The sequence below is a fragment of the Pseudomonas sp. 9AZ genome (assembly GCF_902506525.1).
Taxonomy (GTDB): Bacteria; Pseudomonadota; Gammaproteobacteria; order Pseudomonadales; family Pseudomonadaceae; genus Aquipseudomonas; species Aquipseudomonas peli.
Genome location: NZ_LR733840.1, coordinates 3,864,320 through 3,879,954, shown reverse-complemented (window position 1 = coordinate 3,879,954; position 15,635 = coordinate 3,864,320). Strand labels below are relative to the sequence as shown.

The following is a 15,635-nucleotide window of genomic DNA, read 5'->3' as shown; positions in this document are numbered from 1 at the left end:
GCAAGTTTCCAGCTGTAAGCGTCTGGCCTGTGTGGCCGCGCTTGCCGCTTATCGTTCAGGAGTTCTTATGAGTGCAGTAGACATCGTCGGCCCGCAGGCTGTGCCGCATTTACAGGCGCAGGTGGAGCAGATTATTGCCGAGGCTAAAAAGCAGGGCGCGAGTGCCTGCGAGGTTGCCGTCTCGGTGGAGCAGGGCTTGTCCACCACGGTGCGTCAGGGTGATGTGGAAACAGTCGAGTTCAACCGCGACCAAGGTTTTGGCATCACGTTGTATGTGGGGCAGCGCAAGGGCTCTGCCAGCACCTCTGCAAGTGGTGAGGCGGCGATCCGTGAAACGGTCGCGGCCGCCCTGGCGATTGCCAAACATGCCTCTGAAGACGAATGCGCCGGCTTGGCCGATGCTGCACTGATGGCCCGCGAGCTGCCCCAGCTGGATTTGTACCACGCCTGGTCGATCACGCCTGAGCAGGCCATCGAGCAGGCCTTGAGCTGTGAGGCTGCGGCTTTTGCTGCCGATCAGCGGATCAAGAACGCCGACGGCACCACGCTGAATACCCATCAAGGCTGCCGGGTTTATGGCAACAGCCATGGCTTTATCAGCGGTTACGCCAGCACGCGGCACAGCTTGAGCTGCGTGATGATCGCCGAAGACGGCGGGCAGATGCAGCGCGACTATTGGTACGACGTTAATCGCCAGGGTGAGTTGCTGGCCGATGCCAGCAGCATTGGCCGTCGTGCCGCCGAGCGTGCAGTAAGTCGGTTGGGTGCGCGGCCGGTGCCGACCTGCGAAGTGCCAGTGCTGTTCGCTGCAGAATTAGCGGGTGGCCTGTTTGGCAGTTTTCTCGCGGCTATTTCCGGCGGCAATTTGTACCGCAAGTCGTCGTTTCTTGAAGGGACACTCGGCCAGCAGTTATTCCCTACATGGTTGACGCTGGATGAGCGCCCACATATTCCTCGTGCGCTGGGCAGCGCTGCCTTCGATGGCGACGGTCTGGCGACCTATGCAAAATCTTTTGTCGAGCGCGGCGAGCTGCTGTCCTATGTGCTCGGCACCTACTCCGGACGCAAGCTGGGTATGCCCAGCACTGCCAACTCCGGTGGGGTGCATAATCTGTTTGTCAGCCATGGCGATGAAGACCAGAAGGCGCTGCTCAAGCGCATGGGGCGTGGTTTGCTGGTTACCGAGCTAATGGGCCAGGGCCTGAATATGGTCACCGGTGATTATTCGCGCGGTGCCGGTGGCTACTGGGTTGAGAATGGCGAAATCCAGTTCCCGGTGCAGGAAGTCACGATTGCCGGCAACCTGCGCGACATGTTCAAGCAGATTGTTGCAGTCGGTAATGATCTGGAACTGCGCAGCAATATTCGCACAGGTTCGGTGCTGATCGAGCGGATGACCGTGGCGGGTAGTTGATTCCGCTTGCATGAAAAAAGGGGCTGTCGCGTAAGCGTTCAGCCCCTTTTTACTGCCTCACAATCAGCTATTCGCCTTCGTCGAAGTAGTTGTTGATCAGCTCGCTCAGGGCCTGCAGCGCCTCGCTATCCTGCTCGCCTTCGGTGTGCAGGTGCACCGGTGTGCCTTTGCCGGCTGCGAGCATCATTACTGCCATGATGCTCTTGCCGTCGACCAGACTCTCCGGCGTGCGGCCTACCTTAACCTGGCAGGGAAAACGCCCAGCGACGCCGACAAACTTGGCCGCCGCACGGGCGTGCAGGCCAAGCTTGTTGATAATTGTGATTTCGCAGGCGGGCATCGCGGCAATTCCTTAGCTGAGGTCGCGGTGGCGAGTCTGAACGTTTTTCAGGATGGGTTTGAGGGTTTCCCCCAGGCGGTTGGCCAGGTACACCGAGCGGTGGTGGCCGCCGGTGCAGCCAATCGCCACCGTGACATAGGCGCGGTTGCTGGCGGCAAAGCGCGGCAGCCATTTGGTCAGGTAGGCGAGGATGTCCTGGTACATGTCTTCGACATCGGCCTGGGCCGAGAGGTAGTCGACTACCGGCTGGTCGAGGCCGGAGAAGTCGCGCAAGTCCGGCTTCCAATAGGGGTTGGGCAGGCAGCGCACATCGAAGACCAGGTCGGCGTCCACCGGCATGCCGCGCTTGAAACCAAAGGACTCCAGCAGAAATGCAGTACCCGGCTCAGGCTGATTAAGCAGGCGCAGCTTGAGGCTGTCGCGCAGCTGGTACAGATTGAGGTGGGTGGTGTCGATCTTAAGGTCGGCCAGGTCGATGATCGGCCCTAGTAGCAGCGCTTCATCGGCGATGGCTTCAGCCAGCGAGCGACTCTCGTTGGTCAGCGGGTGGCGCCGACGGGTTTCCGAGAAGCGCTTGAGCAGGGTTTCTTCGTCGGCATCCAGGTAGATCACATCGCACTTGATGTGCCGTGCGCGAACTTCTTCAAGCAGCTCGGGAAAGCGCTTTAGGTGGCTCGGCAGGTTGCGCGCATCAATCGACACCGCGACCTGCGGATGCAGCAGTTCGGTGTGCAGCAGGGCGCGCTCAGCCAGTTCAGGCAGCAGCCCGGCTGGCAGGTTGTCGATACAGTAGAAACCGTTGTCCTCAAGCACATCGAGGGCGGTGCTCTTCCCAGAGCCGGAGCGACCGCTAACGATGATCAGGCGCATGCTCAGGCTCGGTTGAGTTGGCTTTGTACGTCCACTACCACCTGATACAGGGCTTCGCTGCTTTCCGCTTGGCGCAGGCTGGCACGCACATCGCTGCGATCGAGCATGCTGGCTATCTGCCGGAGCAGTTCCAGGTGAGCGTCGGTGGCAGCTTCGGGCACCAGCAGGACAAACAGCAGGTCCACAGGCGCACCGTCGATGGCGTCGAAGTCTACAGCAGCGTCCAGGCGCAGCAAGGCGCTGATCGGCGCGGTACAACCCGGCAGGCGACAGTGCGGAATGGCAATGCCATTGCCGAAACCGGTCGAGCCAAGTTTTTCCCGGGCTATCAGGCTTTCGAAGATGTCTTGGCCGTCCAGGTCAGGTAGCTCACGGGCCACCAGGTTGGCAATCTGTTCGAGGACACGTTTTTTGCTGCCGCCCGGCACGTTCACTAAAGAACGGCCGGGGGTCAGGATAGTTTCAAGTCGGATCATAGGAGATAGACGATGTCAGCGGGCCATAGCGCCCTGTTGACGTTCGAGCTGTTTTTCCTTGTGTTTGATGAGTTGTCGGTCGAGTTTATCAGTCAGTAGATCGATAGCTGCGTACATGTCTTCATGTTCAGCATTGGCGACAACTTCGCCGCCAGCAATGTGCAGGGTCGCTTCGATTTTCTGTTTGAGTTTCTCGACCTCCATGGTGACTTGTACATTGGTGATCTTGTCGAAGTGGCGCTCCAATCGGCCGAGTTTTTCGGCGATGTAGTCGCGTAGGGCGTCGGTCACATCCAGCTGGTGTCCACTGATGTTGACTTGCATACCGCTTTCTCCTTGTTGCCGTGTGTAAGAGGCAGGCATGAGGCCTGCCGCCGGAACACTGTGGCGTGGAAGACTCGGGCAGAACGAGCCTGGCACGGTCGCTGATTGCATGTTGGCAGTATGGCTGCTTTTGCGAAAAGGCGAGGCCTGGGCATGTTCTGTGTGGGTTGATGTCTTCCTTCTTCGTGCCGCCTTAGATCAATCGTTTGCGCTCACTGGAAGGCGCTATTCCGAGGGATTCACGGTACTTGGCGACCGTGCGGCGAGCGACTTGAATGCCCTGTGCTTCCAGTAAACCAGCGATCTTGCTGTCACTCAACGGCTTTTTCGCATTTTCAGCGGCGACCAGTTTTTTGATGATGGCGCGGATTGCCGTGGACGAGCATTCGCCGCCCTCGGAGGTGCTGACGTGGCTGGAAAAGAAGTATTTCAGCTCGTAAATGCCACGCGGGGTGTGCATGAATTTCTGCGTGGTCACCCGCGAGATGGTCGACTCATGCATGCCCACCGCTTCGGCAATGTCGTGCAGCACCAAAGGTTTCATCGCCTCATCGCCGTAGTCGAGGAAGCCGCGCTGGTGTTCAACGATCTGCGTGGCCACTTTCATCAAGGTTTCGTTGCGGCTTTGCAGGCTTTTGATAAACCAGCGCGCTTCCTGCAGCTGGTTACGCATAAAGGTGTTGTCGGCGCTGGAATCGGCGCGTTTCACAAAGCCGGCGTATTGCGCGTTGACCCGCAGGCGCGGCATGGCTTCCTGGTTGAGTTCAACCAGCCAGCGCTCGTTGTGTTTGCGCACGATTACATCGGGTACCACGTATTCTGGCTCGCTGGATTCGATCTGCGAGCCAGGGCGCGGGTTGAGGCTTTGAATTAGGTCGATAACCTGGCGCAGCTCGTCTTCTTTGAGCTTCATGCGGCGCATCAACTGGCTGTAGTCGCGGCTGCCGAGCAGGTCGAGGTAGTCGCTGGCCAGGCGCTGGGCTTCGCTCAGCCAAGGGGTTTTCGCTGGCAGCTGACGCAGTTGCAGAAGCAGGCACTCACCCAAGTTGCGCGCGGCGATACCGGTGGGCTCGAATTGCTGGATGCGGTGTAAAACGGCTTCAACTTCGTCGAGCTCGATATCCAGTTCCGGGTCGAAAGCTTCGACCACCTCTTCCAGGGTTTCTTCTAGGTAGCCCTGTTCGTTGATGCAGTCGATCAGGGTGACGCCGATCAGGCGATCCTTGTCGGACATCGGGGCCAGGTTGAGCTGCCAGAGCAGGTGGCTTTGCAGGCTCTCACCGCTGGAGGTGCGGGTAGTGAAATCCCACTCGTCGTCATCGTTGGTGCTGCTGGGCAGACTGCTGGCGCTGGTCTGGTAGATATCTTCCCAGGCGGTATCGACGGGCAGCTCATTGGGAATGCGTTCGCCCCAATCGCCTTCTTCCAGGTTGTCCACGGTCTGCGTGGCTTCCTGGTAGTTGGTTTCCTGATAGGGCGCTTCGGGCTGTTCGCTGGGGCTGGCGCTTTCTGCGCCATCAGCCATAGGGTCCGAATTGTCGAAATCATCGCCATCTTCCTGGCGTTCGAGCATCGGGTTGGACTCCAAAGCCTCCTGGATCTCTTGCTGAAGATCCAGGGTAGACAGTTGGAGCAGGCGGATGGCCTGTTGCAGCTGCGGTGTCATCGTCAGCTGCTGGCCCATTCTCAGGACTAGCGATGGTTTCATTGCAGACCTTATTTACCGGCGTCTGTGCGCAATCCACAACAGGGCGTTTTCAAAAAGCGCCACTAGGAAGCAAATTATATGCCTGACTTTAAGGGTTTTGCCTAGCCTTGGCTGCAGTCGGCTTGAGAAAAGCGGTGGTTACAGCCGGAACTCATGCCCCAGGTACACTTCTTTGACTGTCTGGTTGGCCAGAATGGCCTCGGCGTCACCCTCTGCGATCAGCTGGCCATCGCTGACGATATAGGCGGTTTCGCAGATATCCAGGGTCTCGCGCACGTTGTGGTCGGTGATCAATACACCGATACCCTTGGCCTTGAGGTGGTGGATGATCTGCTTGATATCGCCGACGGAAATCGGATCGACACCGGCGAAGGGTTCGTCGAGCAGGATGAACTTGGGGTTAGTCGCCAAGGCGCGGGCAATTTCCACGCGGCGGCGCTCACCACCGGACAGGCTCATGCCGAGGTTGTCGCGAATATGGCTGATATGGAATTCCTGCAGCAGGCCTTCAAGTTCCTTGCGACGAGCAGCGCCATCCAGATCCTTGCGGGTTTCCAGGATGGCCATGATGTTGTCGGCGACGCTGAGCTTGCGGAAAATCGAGGCTTCCTGCGGTAGGTAGCCAATGCCGGCGCGAGCGCGGCCATGCATTGGCTGATGACTGACGTCGAGATCATCGATCATTACGCGACCCTGATCGGCCTGTACCAGGCCGACGATCATGTAGAAACACGTGGTCTTGCCGGCGCCGTTGGGGCCAAGCAAGCCGACAATCTGCCCGCTGTCGATACTCAGGCTGACGTCGCGCACGACCTGGCGGCCTTTGTAACTCTTGGCCAGGTGTTGGGCTTTCAATGTGGCCATTATTACTGCGCCTGCTGGTCGGCTGGTTTGTTCTTCGGCTGGATCACCATGTCGATGCGCGGACGTGGCGCGGTGACGTTGGTGCCTGTGGCACGGCCGGCGTTGACGATCTGGCGCTGGGTGTCATAGACGATTTTTTCGCCTTCGAAGGTGTTGCCTTCCTGAATCACCTTGGCCTGATCGATCAGGACGACGCGCTCGTTGGCCATGAAGTACTGAATGGTCAGGCCGTAGGCCTTGACGATCTGCTTGTCGGCTGACGGCAGTTGCTCGTAGTAGGCCGGCTTGCCGACAGAGGTAAATACCTCGACATCGCCTTGGGCATTCTGGGTGATGGTCACGGTGTCGCCAGTAACCTTCATGGTGCCCTGGGTGATGACGACATCACCGCGGTAGACCGCTACGCCTTGCTTGTCATCAAGTTCCGCGCTGTCAGCCTGGATGCGAATAGGCTGTTCGCGATCAGAGGGTAGGGCCCAGGCGCTGACACTTCCGAGTGCGGCGCTGAGGCTGAGTAGTAGGGGGAGGGTGTTAACGAGCCTCATGCTGACCTCTTACGTTGGACAGCAGGAGCATCCTGCCGTCATTCATGTACGCTTTCATTCCTTGTGCCGTGGTCACCCCATTGGCCGCGTCGATTCTAACGGCTTGCTGGGTCTGCGCATATTCCTTCTCGGGGAATACGGTCAGACGGCTGGTGGTAAGAATAGTCGGACGGCCTTTGGCGTCGGTACGCTCAACGCGTACCTTGTCGATCAGCTCGACCTCAACGCCGCCTGGCGATACTTCACCGCGCTCGCTACGGATTTTCCAGGGCAACTCGGCGCCGCGGAACAGATTCATGTTCGGGCTGGTCATCAAGGTGATGTCGCTGGCCTTGACGTGCTCGACCTTGTCAGCCTTCAGCTCATAGTGCAGTTTGCCATCGGCCTGGTATTGAACGGTGTAGGTGTTGGTGGCGTAAAAGTCGATGGTGGTGTCGGTCTCAGCTGACTGAGGCTGTTCGTTGAAACTGTCAGGGCTGAGGTTCCAATAGCCGAGCGCCGCTACCAGTAATGCGACAAAGGCAAACAGAACAACGTTGAATAATTTGCGGGGCATGTTTGGCCTATAGGTAAGCAGCTTGGGCGGCTTCGAGCGTGCCTTGGGCGTGCATGATCAGTTCGCAGAACTCACGGGCGGCGCCTTCGCCTCCGCGGGCGCGGGTAATCCCATGGGCGTGCTGGCGGACAAAGTTGTCGGCGCTGGCGACAGCCATGCCCAGGCCGACGCGGCGAATCACCGGCAGGTCGGGCAAGTCGTCACCAAGGTATGCAACCTGTGCATAGTCTAGGCCCAGTTCACCAAGCAGTTCATCAAGAACTACCAGCTTGTCTTCGCGGCCTTGATAGAGGTGTTGAATCCCCAGATTTTGCGCGCGGCGTTCAACCACCGGTGTTTTGCGGCCGCTGATAATCGCGGTGCGCACTCCGGAGTTGATCAGCATCTTGATGCCATGACCGTCGAGGGTGTTGAACGTCTTGAATTCGCTGCCGTCGACCAGAAAATAAAGCTTGCCGTCTGTGAGGACGCCGTCGACATCGAAAATGGCCAGTTTTATGGCTTGAGCGCGTTGCAGCAGGTCGGCATTGATCATCACATCACTCCGGCACGGAGCAGGTCGTGCATGTTCAGTGCGCCGATGGGCAGATCGTTTTCGTCGACAACGACCAGTGAGCTGATCTTGTGGTCTTCCATGATTTTCAAGGCCTCTGCCGCCAGCATGTCTGCGCGGGCAGTCTTGCCGTGGACGGTCATTACGTCATCAATAATGGTCTGGCGCACGTCGATATTGCGGTCCAGGGTACGGCGCAGGTCGCCGTCAGTGAATATCCCGGCTAGGCGACCGTCATCCTCTGTTACCACGGTCATGCCCAGGCCTTTCTGGGTCATTTCCAGTAGTGCATCACGCAGCGATGTGCCGCGCTTGATGCGTGGCAGGCTGTCGCCGGCGTGCATCACGTTGTCCACCTTGAGCAGCAGGCGTCGGCCCAGTGCGCCGCCTGGATGGGAAAAAGCAAAATCTTCGGCGGTAAAGCCGCGAGCTTCGAGCAAGGCTACGGCAAGAGCATCGCCCAGAACCAGTGACACGGTAGTCGACGACGTTGGCGCCAGGTTCAGTGGGCAGGCTTCCTGAGACACACGGGCGTCCAGGTTGACTTCAGCGGCAGTGGCCAGAGGAGAGTCTGGATTGCCGGTCATGCTGATCAGGCGGATGCCGAGGCGTTTGATCAGCGGCAGCAGGGTGACGATTTCTGCGGTAGAGCCTGAGTTGGATAGTGCCAGTACCACGTCATCGCGGGTGATCATACCCATGTCACCGTGGCTCGCTTCGGCCGGGTGCACGAAAAATGCGGTGGTGCCGGTGCTGGCCAAGGTGGCGGCAATCTTGTTGCCAACGTGACCGGATTTGCCCATGCCAAGTACCACTACACGACCCTTGCTGGCGAGAATCAGCTCGCAGGCGCGCACAAAATCATCATTGATGCGTGCCAGCAGATCCTGAATAGCTTCGAGCTCCAAGCGAATGGTGCGCTGCGCTGACTGAATCAGATCGGTAGATTGGCTCATGACGTCTCTGCGGTGAACAGGCTAAAAGCTGGGGATTATAACGAGAAAGGTGTGCCTGCCCAGTATTTCGAGTGGTTCGTGACAGGTTGCAGTTGTGCGGTGCTTATCTTCGGCAACACCTTCAGTCTTGGGCGGTCAGTGCCGCAGTGGTATAGTTCGCGGCCATTTTCGGTACGTTCGACGATCTGTAGTGCCCTTTGTTCGGGGCGATACGTCAGTCAGGCAAGCGTTGAGCAAGGAGTCCAGATGAGCGCCGAGAACCCGTATGCGGTTGAGCTGAAGAACGTCAGCTTCAAACGTGGCGAGCGGGATATTTTCAAAAACATCGATATCCAGATTCCTCGTGGCAAAGTCACGGGGATCATGGGCCCGTCTGGCTGTGGCAAAACCACGCTGTTGCGCTTGATCGCGGCTGAGCTCAAGCCGAGTCAGGGTGAAGTTTGGGTCAATGGGCTGAACTTGCCGACGCTGTCGCGCAGTGAGCTGTTCGACATGCGCAAACAAATGGGCGTGCTGTTCCAGAGTGGTGCGCTGTTTACCGACCTGGACGTGTTCGAGAACGTTGCCTTTCCCCTGCGCGTGCACACCAAACTCCCTGAAGAGATGATTCGCGACATTGTCCTGATGAAGTTGCAGGCGGTGGGTCTTCGTGGTGCGCTGGAGTTGATGCCGGATGAGCTCTCGGGCGGCATGAAGCGTCGTGTGGCATTGGCCCGAGCGATTGCCCTGGACCCGCAAATACTCATGTATGACGAACCTTTCGTCGGTCAGGACCCGATTGCCATGGGGGTTCTGGTGCGACTGATTCGCCTGCTAAGTGATGCGTTAGCGATAACCAGCATTGTGGTGTCTCATGACCTGGCGGAAACCGCCAGTATTGCCGACTACATCTATATCGTGGGCGACACCCAGGTGCTGGGGCAGGGCACTCCGGCTGAGTTGATGGCGTCGGATAATCCGCGCGTGCGTCAGTTTATGCAGGGCATCCCCGATGGCCCGGTACCGTTTCACTTTCCGGCGGCCAATTACCGCGACGATCTTCTGGGGGGGCGCTGATGCGCAAGACATCTGTGCTCGAGCGGGTGCGCCTGTTCGGGCGCGCCGGTATTGATGTGGTGGCCACGCTGGGGCGCTCGGTGCTGTTTTTGCTGCGTGCGCTGTTGGGGCGTGGCTCAACCGGTAACAGTTTTCAGCTACTAATCAAGCAGCTGTATTCGGTTGGAGTGATGTCCCTGGCCATCATTGTGGTGTCCGGCATCTTTATCGGCATGGTGCTGTCGCTGCAGGGCTTCAGCATTCTGGCCAAATACGGTTCCGAGCAGGCGGTGGGGCAAATGGTCGCCCTCACACTGCTGCGCGAATTGGGGCCAGTGGTCACTGCTTTGCTGTTTGCCGGTCGCGCGGGCTCGGCGTTGACCGCTGAAATCGGCAATATGAAATCCACCGAGCAGCTGTCAAGCCTGGCGATGATCGGCGTTGATCCGCTCAAATATATTGTCGCGCCGCGGCTGTGGGCTGGTTTTATCTCGATGCCGCTGCTGGCGATGATCTTTAGTGTGGTCGGTATCTGGGGCGGTGCGATGGTCGCCGTCGACTGGCTGGGGGTTTATGAAGGTTCGTTCTGGGCCAACATGCAAAGCAGTGTTTCATTCCGTGAGGATGTGCTCAATGGTGTGATCAAGAGTGTGGTCTTTGCGTTTGTTGTGACCTGGATTGCCGTGTTTCAGGGCTATGACTGTGAGCCGACTTCGGAAGGGATTAGTCGTGCCACCACGAAAACTGTGGTGTACGCCTCGCTTGCCGTGCTGGGGCTGGACTTTATTCTGACTGCTTTGATGTTTGGAGATTTCTGATGCAGAACCGCACGCTGGAAGTGGGTGTCGGCTTGTTCCTGTTGGCTGGGTTGTTGGCCTTGTTGCTGCTGGCCTTGCGCGTGAGCGGCCTGACTGTTGGCAGCAGTGAAAATACCTACAAGGTGTATGCGCACTTTGAGAATATCGCGGGGTTAACGGTCAGGTCGAAAGTGACCATGGCTGGCGTGACGATTGGTAAGGTCACCGCCATTGATCTGGACCGCAACAGCTATATGGGGCGCGTCACCATGGTGTTGGATGATGCTGTGGATAACTTGCCGGCAGACTCTACCGCCTCGATTCTGACCGCGGGCTTGTTGGGCGAGAAATACATTGGGATTAGCGTGGGCGGTGAAGAAGAGGTGCTGCGTGATGGCAGCACCATTCACGACACGCAGTCGTCGTTGGTGCTGGAAGACCTGATTGGTAAGTTTTTGCTGAATTCGGTCAACAAAGACCAGGCAAATTAAGAGGGGTGCTGACTATGTTCAAAACGCTGCGTAACGGTTTGTTTATCTGCTTGGCCGCCATCTCATTCCAGGCGTTGGCAGCTCCAGCCGCTCATGAAGTGGTGCAGCAGACCACCACCACGCTGCTAGCCGACCTCAAGGCCAACAAAGAGCAGTACCGTACCGATCCGGGTGCGTTTTACAACGCCCTGAACAGCATTCTTGGCCCGGTGGTGGATGTTGACGGGATTTCTCGTGGTGTGATGACCGTGCGTTACTCGCGTCAGGCTTCGCCTGAGCAGATGCAGCGCTTTCAGGAGAACTTCAAACGTAGCTTGATGCAGTTCTATGGCAACGCCTTGCTCGAATACAACAACCAGGATATCCGCGTGCTGCCAGTCAGCGGCCAGCAGGACCCTGAGCGCACCTCGGTAAACATGGAAATCAAGGACGGCAAGGGCGTGGTTTACCCGCTGTCTTACACCATGGTCAGCCTCGATGGCACCTGGAAGATGCGCAACGTGGTGATCAACGGCATTAACGTTGGTAAGTTATTCCGTGATCAGTTCGCCCAGGCCATGCAAGACAATCGCAATGACCTGGACAAGGTCATCGACAACTGGACCGAGACCGTTGCCAAAGCCCGCCAAGGGGCCAATGCATCGTGAGTCAAGCCGGTATCCGTGAGGCGTCACCTGGCGTTTTTAGCCTCACCGGTGTGCTCGATTACCTGAGCGCGCCGGCGCTGCGTGAGCACGGTGCGCGCCTGCTCAAGGTCAGTCCGGCGGCGGCATGCGTGATTGATTGCGCGGGTGTGGAGAAATCCAGCAGCGTCGGGCTGTCGCTGTTATTGGCGTTTATGCGTGATGCCAGTGCGGCCGGCAAGACCCTGAGCGTGAGTAATCTGCCCAAGGACATGCGCGAGATCGCTGGCGTTTGCGGTTTGCTGGAGATTCTTCCGCTGCAAGCCTGATCAAGGCTTCGGTCGGCTGGCAGTAATGCGGGGTTCGCAGGCGGGGGGCTTTTTTGTATGATGCTCGACCCGCGAGCGTCTGCTCGGCTGTCGTTAATTTATGCGTTGATCGAGGTTGAGCATGCAGGCCTTAGAAGTAAAGAGTCTCCTTGAGGCTAAATTGCCGGATACCCAGGTGGAAGTTGAAGGCGAAGGCTGCAACTTTCAGCTGAACCTGATCAGTGACGAATTGGCCGCCCTTAGTCCGGTCAAACGCCAGCAGCAGATCTACGCTCACCTCAATGCCTGGATCGCCGATGGCAGCATTCACGCCGTGAGTATGAAATTCTTCAGCCGTGCCGATTGGGCCGCGCGCTCCTAAACCGAGAGAATCATGGACAAACTGATTATTACCGGCGGTGTGCGCCTTGATGGCGAAATCCGCATTTCCGGGGCGAAGAACTCTGCCCTGCCGATTCTCGCCGCCACCCTGCTCGGTGACGCGCCAGTCACCATCTGCAACCTGCCGCACCTGCACGACATCACCACCATGATCGAGTTGTTCGGTCGTATGGGTATCGAGCCGATCATCGACGAGAAACTCAGCGTCGAAGTCGACGCGCGGGCGATCAAGACTCTGGTTGCGCCCTATGAGCTGGTGAAAACCATGCGCGCTTCGATCCTGGTGCTCGGCCCGATGGTCGCGCGCTTCGGTTATGCCGAAGTGGCCCTGCCAGGCGGTTGCGCCATCGGCTCGCGTCCGGTTGACCTGCACATCCGTGGCCTTGAAGCCATGGGCGCGATCATCGATGTTGAGGCCGGCTACATCAAGGCCAAGGCCCCGGAAGGCGGTCTGCGTGGCGCGCACTTCTTCTTCGATACCGTGAGTGTGACCGGTACTGAAAACATCATGATGGCCGCGACCCTGGCCCGTGGCCGCAGCGTGCTGGAAAACGCCGCGCGCGAGCCGGAAGTGGTCGACCTGGCCAACTGCCTGATTGCCATGGGCGCAAAAATTAGCGGTGCTGGTACTGACACCATCACCATCGATGGCGTCGAGCGTCTGCACGGTGCGCGTTTCAGCGTGATGCCTGACCGTATCGAAACCGGTACCTACCTGGTGGCTGCGGCTGTCACGGGCGGCCGCGTCAAAGTGAAAGACACCGATCCGACCACCTTGGAAGCCGTGCTTTCCAAGTTGCAGGAAGCCGGTGCAGAAGTGACCTGTGGTAATGACTGGATCGAGCTGAACATGCATGGCAAGCGGCCGAAAGCCGTCAACCTGCGTACCGCCCCGTACCCGGCGTTCCCCACTGATATGCAGGCGCAGTTTATTGCCCTCAATGCAATTGCCGAGGGCACCGGCACGGTGATCGAAACTGTGTTCGAAAACCGCTTTATGCATGTGCATGAAATGATCCGCATGGGCGCGCAGATCCAGGTCGAGGGCAACACCGCCATCGTCACTGGGGTCGAGAAGCTCAAGGGCGCGCCCGTCATGGCCACCGACCTGCGAGCGTCGGCCAGCCTGGTGATCTCGGCACTGGTCGCCGAAGGTGACACCCTGATCGACCGCATTTACCACATCGACCGTGGTTACGAGTGCATCGAAGAGAAATTGCAGTTGCTGGGGGCGAAGATTCGCCGCGTGCCGGGCTAAGACCATGCTGACCATTGCTCTTTCCAAAGGCCGGATTCTCGATGACACCCTGCCGCTGCTGGCTGCGGCGGGCATTGAGCCGACCGAGAACCCGGATAAAAGTCGCAAGCTGATCATCCCGACCACTCTGGATGATGTGCGCCTGCTGATCGTGCGTGCCACCGACGTGCCGACTTATGTCGAACACGGCGCGGCCGATCTCGGTGTGGCTGGTAAAGATGTGCTGATGGAATACGGCGGCCAGGGCTTGTATGAGCCACTTGACCTGCGGATTGCCCAATGCAAGCTGATGACCGCCGGTGCTGTTGGCGCACCTGAGCCGAAAGGCCGTCTGCGGGTAGCCACCAAGTTCGTCAATGTGGCCAAACGGTATTACGCCGAACAGGGCCGTCAGGTCGACATCATCAAGCTGTATGGCTCGATGGAGTTGGCACCGCTGGTGGGGTTGGCCGACAAGATCATTGACGTGGTTGATACCGGCAACACCCTACGCGCCAACGGCTTGGAAGCTCAGGAGCTGATCGCCATGATCAGCTCGCGGCTGATCGTCAATAAGGCGTCGATGAAGATGCAGCACGCGCGCATTCAGGCATTGATCGACACCCTGCGCGATGCAGTTGAAGCGCGACACCCCCGCTAATACCCTCAACGCGGCATTACGCCGCGTCTGCCTATCCGTGTCATAGCCAATTATCTCGGGCGTCCATACGGTGGGCTTGGTAGCCTAGCGACGCCCGAGCATTTGCCAATTTAAGAGGCCCGCTATGACCGCTCCTATCGCTATTCGCCGACTCAATGCCGCTGACCAGGACTTTGCCCAGCATCTGGATCATCTGCTGAGCTGGGAAAGTGTCTCGGACGACGCGGTCAACCAGCGCGTGCTGGATATCATCAAGGCGGTGCGTGAGCGCGGCGATGCGGCGGTGGTCGAGTTCACCAAGCAGTTCGATGGCCTGGATGTTGCGTCCATGGCGGATCTGATTCTGCCGCGCGAGCGTCTGGAACTGGCCCTGACCCGCATCACACCGGAGCAGCGCAGCGCCCTGGAAAAAGCCGCCGAGCGCGTGCGCAGCTACCACGAGCGGCAGAAACAGGATTCCTGGACCTACACCGAAGCCGACGGCACGGTGTTGGGGCAGAAGGTCACCCCGCTGGACCGCGCCGGTCTGTATGTGCCGGGTGGCAAGGCGTCCTATCCGTCTTCGGTGTTGATGAACGCCATCCCGGCCAAGGTCGCCGGCGTACCAGAAGTGGTGATGGTGGTGCCAACCCCGCGTGGTGAGATCAATGAGATCGTTCTCGCCGCCGCCTGTATTGCCGGTGTTGATCGCGTTTTCACCATCGGCGGCGCTCAGGCCGTCGCCGCACTGGCCTATGGCACCGAAAGCGTGCCACCGGTGGACAAGATCGTCGGCCCCGGCAATATCTACGTGGCCACGGCTAAGCGCCATGTGTTCGGCAAGGTCGGTATCGACATGATCGCAGGGCCGTCGGAAATTCTCGTGGTCTGTGATGGCCAGACCGATCCGGACTGGATCGCCATGGACCTGTTCTCCCAGGCCGAGCACGACGAAGACGCCCAGTCGATCCTGGTCAGCCCGGATGCCGCCTTCCTTGATCGCGTCGCCGAAAGCATTGCCAAGCTGCTGCCGACCCTGGAGCGCGAGACGATTGCGCGCACCTCACTGGAAGGCCGTGGCGCGCTGATTCAGGTGGCCGACATGGCTCAGGCCATTGAAGTGGCCAACCGTATCGCGCCGGAGCATTTGGAGCTGTCGGTGGAAAACCCGGAAGAATATCTGCCGCTGATTCGTCATGCTGGTGCGATCTTCATGGGCCGCTACACCGCCGAGGCCCTGGGTGACTACTGCGCCGGCCCTAACCACGTGCTGCCGACCTCCGGCACCGCGCGCTATTCCTCGCCGCTGGGGGTGTACGACTTCCAGAAGCGCTCGTCGATCATTCACTGTTCGGCTGAGGGTGCGTCGGAACTGGGCAAGGTGGCCAGTGTGCTGGCCCGTGGCGAGTCGCTGACCGCCCACGCCCGTAGCGCCGAATACCGCATCAAGAACTGAATTTTCAGGGCGCGCGAGGCGCGCCTCACCCCAGAATCGA

General features: G+C 58.8%; 20 protein-coding genes. 10 read left to right on the top strand and 10 right to left on the bottom strand.

Features of this window, described 5'->3' with window-relative positions; translation table 11 throughout:
- The first annotated feature begins 67 nt into the window (after positions 1-67).
- On the top strand, positions 68-1,414 hold the full coding sequence (gene pmbA, locus ALTER154_RS18045; protein ID WP_160089128.1) for a metalloprotease PmbA: 1,347 nt from the start codon (positions 68-70) through the stop codon (positions 1,412-1,414).
- Between the two features lie 67 nt (positions 1,415-1,481).
- Here the strand turns inward: pmbA and ALTER154_RS18040 are convergent, their stop codons facing one another.
- From ALTER154_RS18040 to ALTER154_RS17995, 10 genes are all read right to left on the bottom strand, one after another.
- The gene (locus ALTER154_RS18040) at positions 1,482-1,754 is read right to left on the bottom strand and encodes an HPr family phosphocarrier protein (protein ID WP_090255517.1); all 273 of its coding nucleotides are present in this window, start codon (positions 1,752-1,754) and stop codon (positions 1,482-1,484) included.
- 12 nt (positions 1,755-1,766) lie between these two features.
- Entirely contained in the window at positions 1,767-2,624 is an 858-nt protein-coding gene (gene rapZ, locus ALTER154_RS18035) for an RNase adapter RapZ (RefSeq protein ID WP_090255514.1), read from the bottom strand.
- A 2-nt stretch (positions 2,625-2,626) separates the two neighbouring features.
- A complete protein-coding gene (ptsN, locus tag ALTER154_RS18030; protein ID WP_108488228.1) occupies positions 2,627-3,100 on the bottom strand; it encodes a PTS IIA-like nitrogen regulatory protein PtsN in 474 nt (157 codons plus the stop codon).
- A gap of 15 nt (positions 3,101-3,115) precedes the next feature.
- Positions 3,116-3,424, bottom strand: coding sequence for a ribosome hibernation-promoting factor, HPF/YfiA family (hpf, locus tag ALTER154_RS18025; protein WP_090255510.1), 309 nt, complete (start codon positions 3,422-3,424; stop codon positions 3,116-3,118).
- 193 nt (positions 3,425-3,617) lie between these two features.
- A complete protein-coding gene (locus ALTER154_RS18020; RefSeq protein ID WP_160089126.1) occupies positions 3,618-5,132 on the bottom strand; it encodes an RNA polymerase factor sigma-54 in 1,515 nt (504 codons plus the stop codon).
- Positions 5,133-5,270: 138 nt separating this feature from the next.
- Positions 5,271-5,996: an LPS export ABC transporter ATP-binding protein gene (gene lptB / locus ALTER154_RS18015; RefSeq protein ID WP_090255506.1), complete on the bottom strand. Its 726-nt coding sequence runs from the start codon at positions 5,994-5,996 to the stop codon at positions 5,271-5,273.
- A gap of 2 nt (positions 5,997-5,998) precedes the next feature.
- Entirely contained in the window at positions 5,999-6,541 is a 543-nt protein-coding gene (gene lptA / locus ALTER154_RS18010) for a lipopolysaccharide transport periplasmic protein LptA (RefSeq protein WP_090255504.1), read from the bottom strand.
- On the bottom strand, positions 6,528-7,097 hold the full coding sequence (gene lptC, locus ALTER154_RS18005) for an LPS export ABC transporter periplasmic protein LptC (protein WP_160089124.1): 570 nt from the start codon (positions 7,095-7,097) through the stop codon (positions 6,528-6,530). The genes lptA and lptC overlap by 14 nt, the downstream gene beginning before the upstream one ends.
- A 7-nt stretch (positions 7,098-7,104) precedes the next feature.
- The gene (locus tag ALTER154_RS18000) at positions 7,105-7,632 is read right to left on the bottom strand and encodes an HAD family hydrolase (RefSeq protein ID WP_160089122.1); all 528 of its coding nucleotides are present in this window, start codon (positions 7,630-7,632) and stop codon (positions 7,105-7,107) included.
- Complete coding sequence (locus ALTER154_RS17995; RefSeq protein ID WP_160089120.1) at positions 7,632-8,606, bottom strand: KpsF/GutQ family sugar-phosphate isomerase; 975 nt, start codon at positions 8,604-8,606, stop codon at positions 7,632-7,634. Before ALTER154_RS17995 ends, ALTER154_RS18000 begins: the two co-directional genes overlap by 1 nt.
- A 246-nt stretch (positions 8,607-8,852) precedes the next feature.
- On the opposite strand from ALTER154_RS17995, the gene ALTER154_RS17990 reads away from it, so the two are divergent.
- The 9 genes from ALTER154_RS17990 to hisD all read left to right on the top strand — a co-directional run bounded on the left by ALTER154_RS17990 (position 8,853) and on the right by hisD (position 15,595).
- Positions 8,853-9,662, top strand: coding sequence for an ATP-binding cassette domain-containing protein (locus tag ALTER154_RS17990; protein ID WP_160089118.1), 810 nt, complete (start codon positions 8,853-8,855; stop codon positions 9,660-9,662).
- Positions 9,662-10,459 carry a lipid asymmetry maintenance ABC transporter permease subunit MlaE gene (gene mlaE, locus ALTER154_RS17985; RefSeq protein ID WP_090255496.1) on the top strand — a complete coding sequence of 266 codons (798 nt, stop codon included), beginning with the start codon at positions 9,662-9,664 and terminating at the stop codon, positions 10,457-10,459. The genes ALTER154_RS17990 and mlaE overlap by 1 nt, the downstream gene beginning before the upstream one ends.
- Positions 10,459-10,929, top strand: a complete 471-nt coding sequence (gene mlaD / locus ALTER154_RS17980; RefSeq protein ID WP_090255493.1) for an outer membrane lipid asymmetry maintenance protein MlaD — start codon at positions 10,459-10,461, stop codon at positions 10,927-10,929. Before mlaE ends, mlaD begins: the two co-directional genes overlap by 1 nt.
- Before the next feature lie 14 nt (positions 10,930-10,943).
- Positions 10,944-11,576, top strand: a complete 633-nt coding sequence (locus ALTER154_RS17975; RefSeq protein WP_160089116.1) for a phospholipid-binding protein MlaC — start codon at positions 10,944-10,946, stop codon at positions 11,574-11,576.
- Positions 11,573-11,881 carry a lipid asymmetry maintenance protein MlaB gene (locus ALTER154_RS17970; RefSeq protein ID WP_160089114.1) on the top strand — a complete coding sequence of 103 codons (309 nt, stop codon included), beginning with the start codon at positions 11,573-11,575 and terminating at the stop codon, positions 11,879-11,881. Before ALTER154_RS17975 ends, ALTER154_RS17970 begins: the two co-directional genes overlap by 4 nt.
- A gap of 121 nt (positions 11,882-12,002) precedes the next feature.
- Complete coding sequence (locus ALTER154_RS17965; RefSeq protein ID WP_090255487.1) at positions 12,003-12,242, top strand: BolA family protein; 240 nt, start codon at positions 12,003-12,005, stop codon at positions 12,240-12,242.
- A gap of 12 nt (positions 12,243-12,254) precedes the next feature.
- The gene (gene murA, locus ALTER154_RS17960; protein WP_090255485.1) at positions 12,255-13,520 is read left to right on the top strand and encodes a UDP-N-acetylglucosamine 1-carboxyvinyltransferase; all 1,266 of its coding nucleotides are present in this window, start codon (positions 12,255-12,257) and stop codon (positions 13,518-13,520) included.
- Positions 13,521-13,524: 4 nt separating this feature from the next.
- The gene (hisG, locus tag ALTER154_RS17955) at positions 13,525-14,160 is read left to right on the top strand and encodes an ATP phosphoribosyltransferase (RefSeq protein WP_090255484.1); all 636 of its coding nucleotides are present in this window, start codon (positions 13,525-13,527) and stop codon (positions 14,158-14,160) included.
- A gap of 124 nt (positions 14,161-14,284) precedes the next feature.
- A complete protein-coding gene (gene hisD, locus ALTER154_RS17950; protein ID WP_160089112.1) occupies positions 14,285-15,595 on the top strand; it encodes a histidinol dehydrogenase in 1,311 nt (436 codons plus the stop codon).
- The last annotated feature ends 40 nt before the right edge of the window (positions 15,596-15,635 follow it).

What these genes read in the sequence shown, in the direction of transcription:
- pmbA (WP_160089128.1), top strand. Translation starts at nt 68, where the DNA reads ATGAGTGCAGTAGACATCGTCGGCCCGCAGGCTGTGCCGCATTTACAG.
- ALTER154_RS18040 (WP_090255517.1), bottom strand. Translation starts at nt 1,754, where the DNA reads ATGCCCGCCTGCGAAATCACAATTATCAACAAGCTTGGCCTGCACGCC.
- rapZ (WP_090255514.1), bottom strand. Translation starts at nt 2,624, where the DNA reads ATGCGCCTGATCATCGTTAGCGGTCGCTCCGGCTCTGGGAAGAGCACC.
- ptsN (WP_108488228.1), bottom strand. Translation starts at nt 3,100, where the DNA reads ATGATCCGACTTGAAACTATCCTGACCCCCGGCCGTTCTTTAGTGAAC.
- hpf (WP_090255510.1), bottom strand. Translation starts at nt 3,424, where the DNA reads ATGCAAGTCAACATCAGTGGACACCAGCTGGATGTGACCGACGCCCTA.
- ALTER154_RS18020 (WP_160089126.1), bottom strand. Translation starts at nt 5,132, where the DNA reads ATGAAACCATCGCTAGTCCTGAGAATGGGCCAGCAGCTGACGATGACA.
- lptB (WP_090255506.1), bottom strand. Translation starts at nt 5,996, where the DNA reads ATGGCCACATTGAAAGCCCAACACCTGGCCAAGAGTTACAAAGGCCGC.
- lptA (WP_090255504.1), bottom strand. Translation starts at nt 6,541, where the DNA reads ATGAGGCTCGTTAACACCCTCCCCCTACTACTCAGCCTCAGCGCCGCA.
- lptC (WP_160089124.1), bottom strand. Translation starts at nt 7,097, where the DNA reads ATGCCCCGCAAATTATTCAACGTTGTTCTGTTTGCCTTTGTCGCATTA.
- ALTER154_RS18000 (WP_160089122.1), bottom strand. Translation starts at nt 7,632, where the DNA reads ATGATCAATGCCGACCTGCTGCAACGCGCTCAAGCCATAAAACTGGCC.
- ALTER154_RS17995 (WP_160089120.1), bottom strand. Translation starts at nt 8,606, where the DNA reads ATGAGCCAATCTACCGATCTGATTCAGTCAGCGCAGCGCACCATTCGC.
- ALTER154_RS17990 (WP_160089118.1), top strand. Translation starts at nt 8,853, where the DNA reads ATGAGCGCCGAGAACCCGTATGCGGTTGAGCTGAAGAACGTCAGCTTC.
- mlaE (WP_090255496.1), top strand. Translation starts at nt 9,662, where the DNA reads ATGCGCAAGACATCTGTGCTCGAGCGGGTGCGCCTGTTCGGGCGCGCC.
- mlaD (WP_090255493.1), top strand. Translation starts at nt 10,459, where the DNA reads ATGCAGAACCGCACGCTGGAAGTGGGTGTCGGCTTGTTCCTGTTGGCT.
- ALTER154_RS17975 (WP_160089116.1), top strand. Translation starts at nt 10,944, where the DNA reads ATGTTCAAAACGCTGCGTAACGGTTTGTTTATCTGCTTGGCCGCCATC.
- ALTER154_RS17965 (WP_090255487.1), top strand. Translation starts at nt 12,003, where the DNA reads ATGCAGGCCTTAGAAGTAAAGAGTCTCCTTGAGGCTAAATTGCCGGAT.
- murA (WP_090255485.1), top strand. Translation starts at nt 12,255, where the DNA reads ATGGACAAACTGATTATTACCGGCGGTGTGCGCCTTGATGGCGAAATC.
- hisG (WP_090255484.1), top strand. Translation starts at nt 13,525, where the DNA reads ATGCTGACCATTGCTCTTTCCAAAGGCCGGATTCTCGATGACACCCTG.
- hisD (WP_160089112.1), top strand. Translation starts at nt 14,285, where the DNA reads ATGACCGCTCCTATCGCTATTCGCCGACTCAATGCCGCTGACCAGGAC.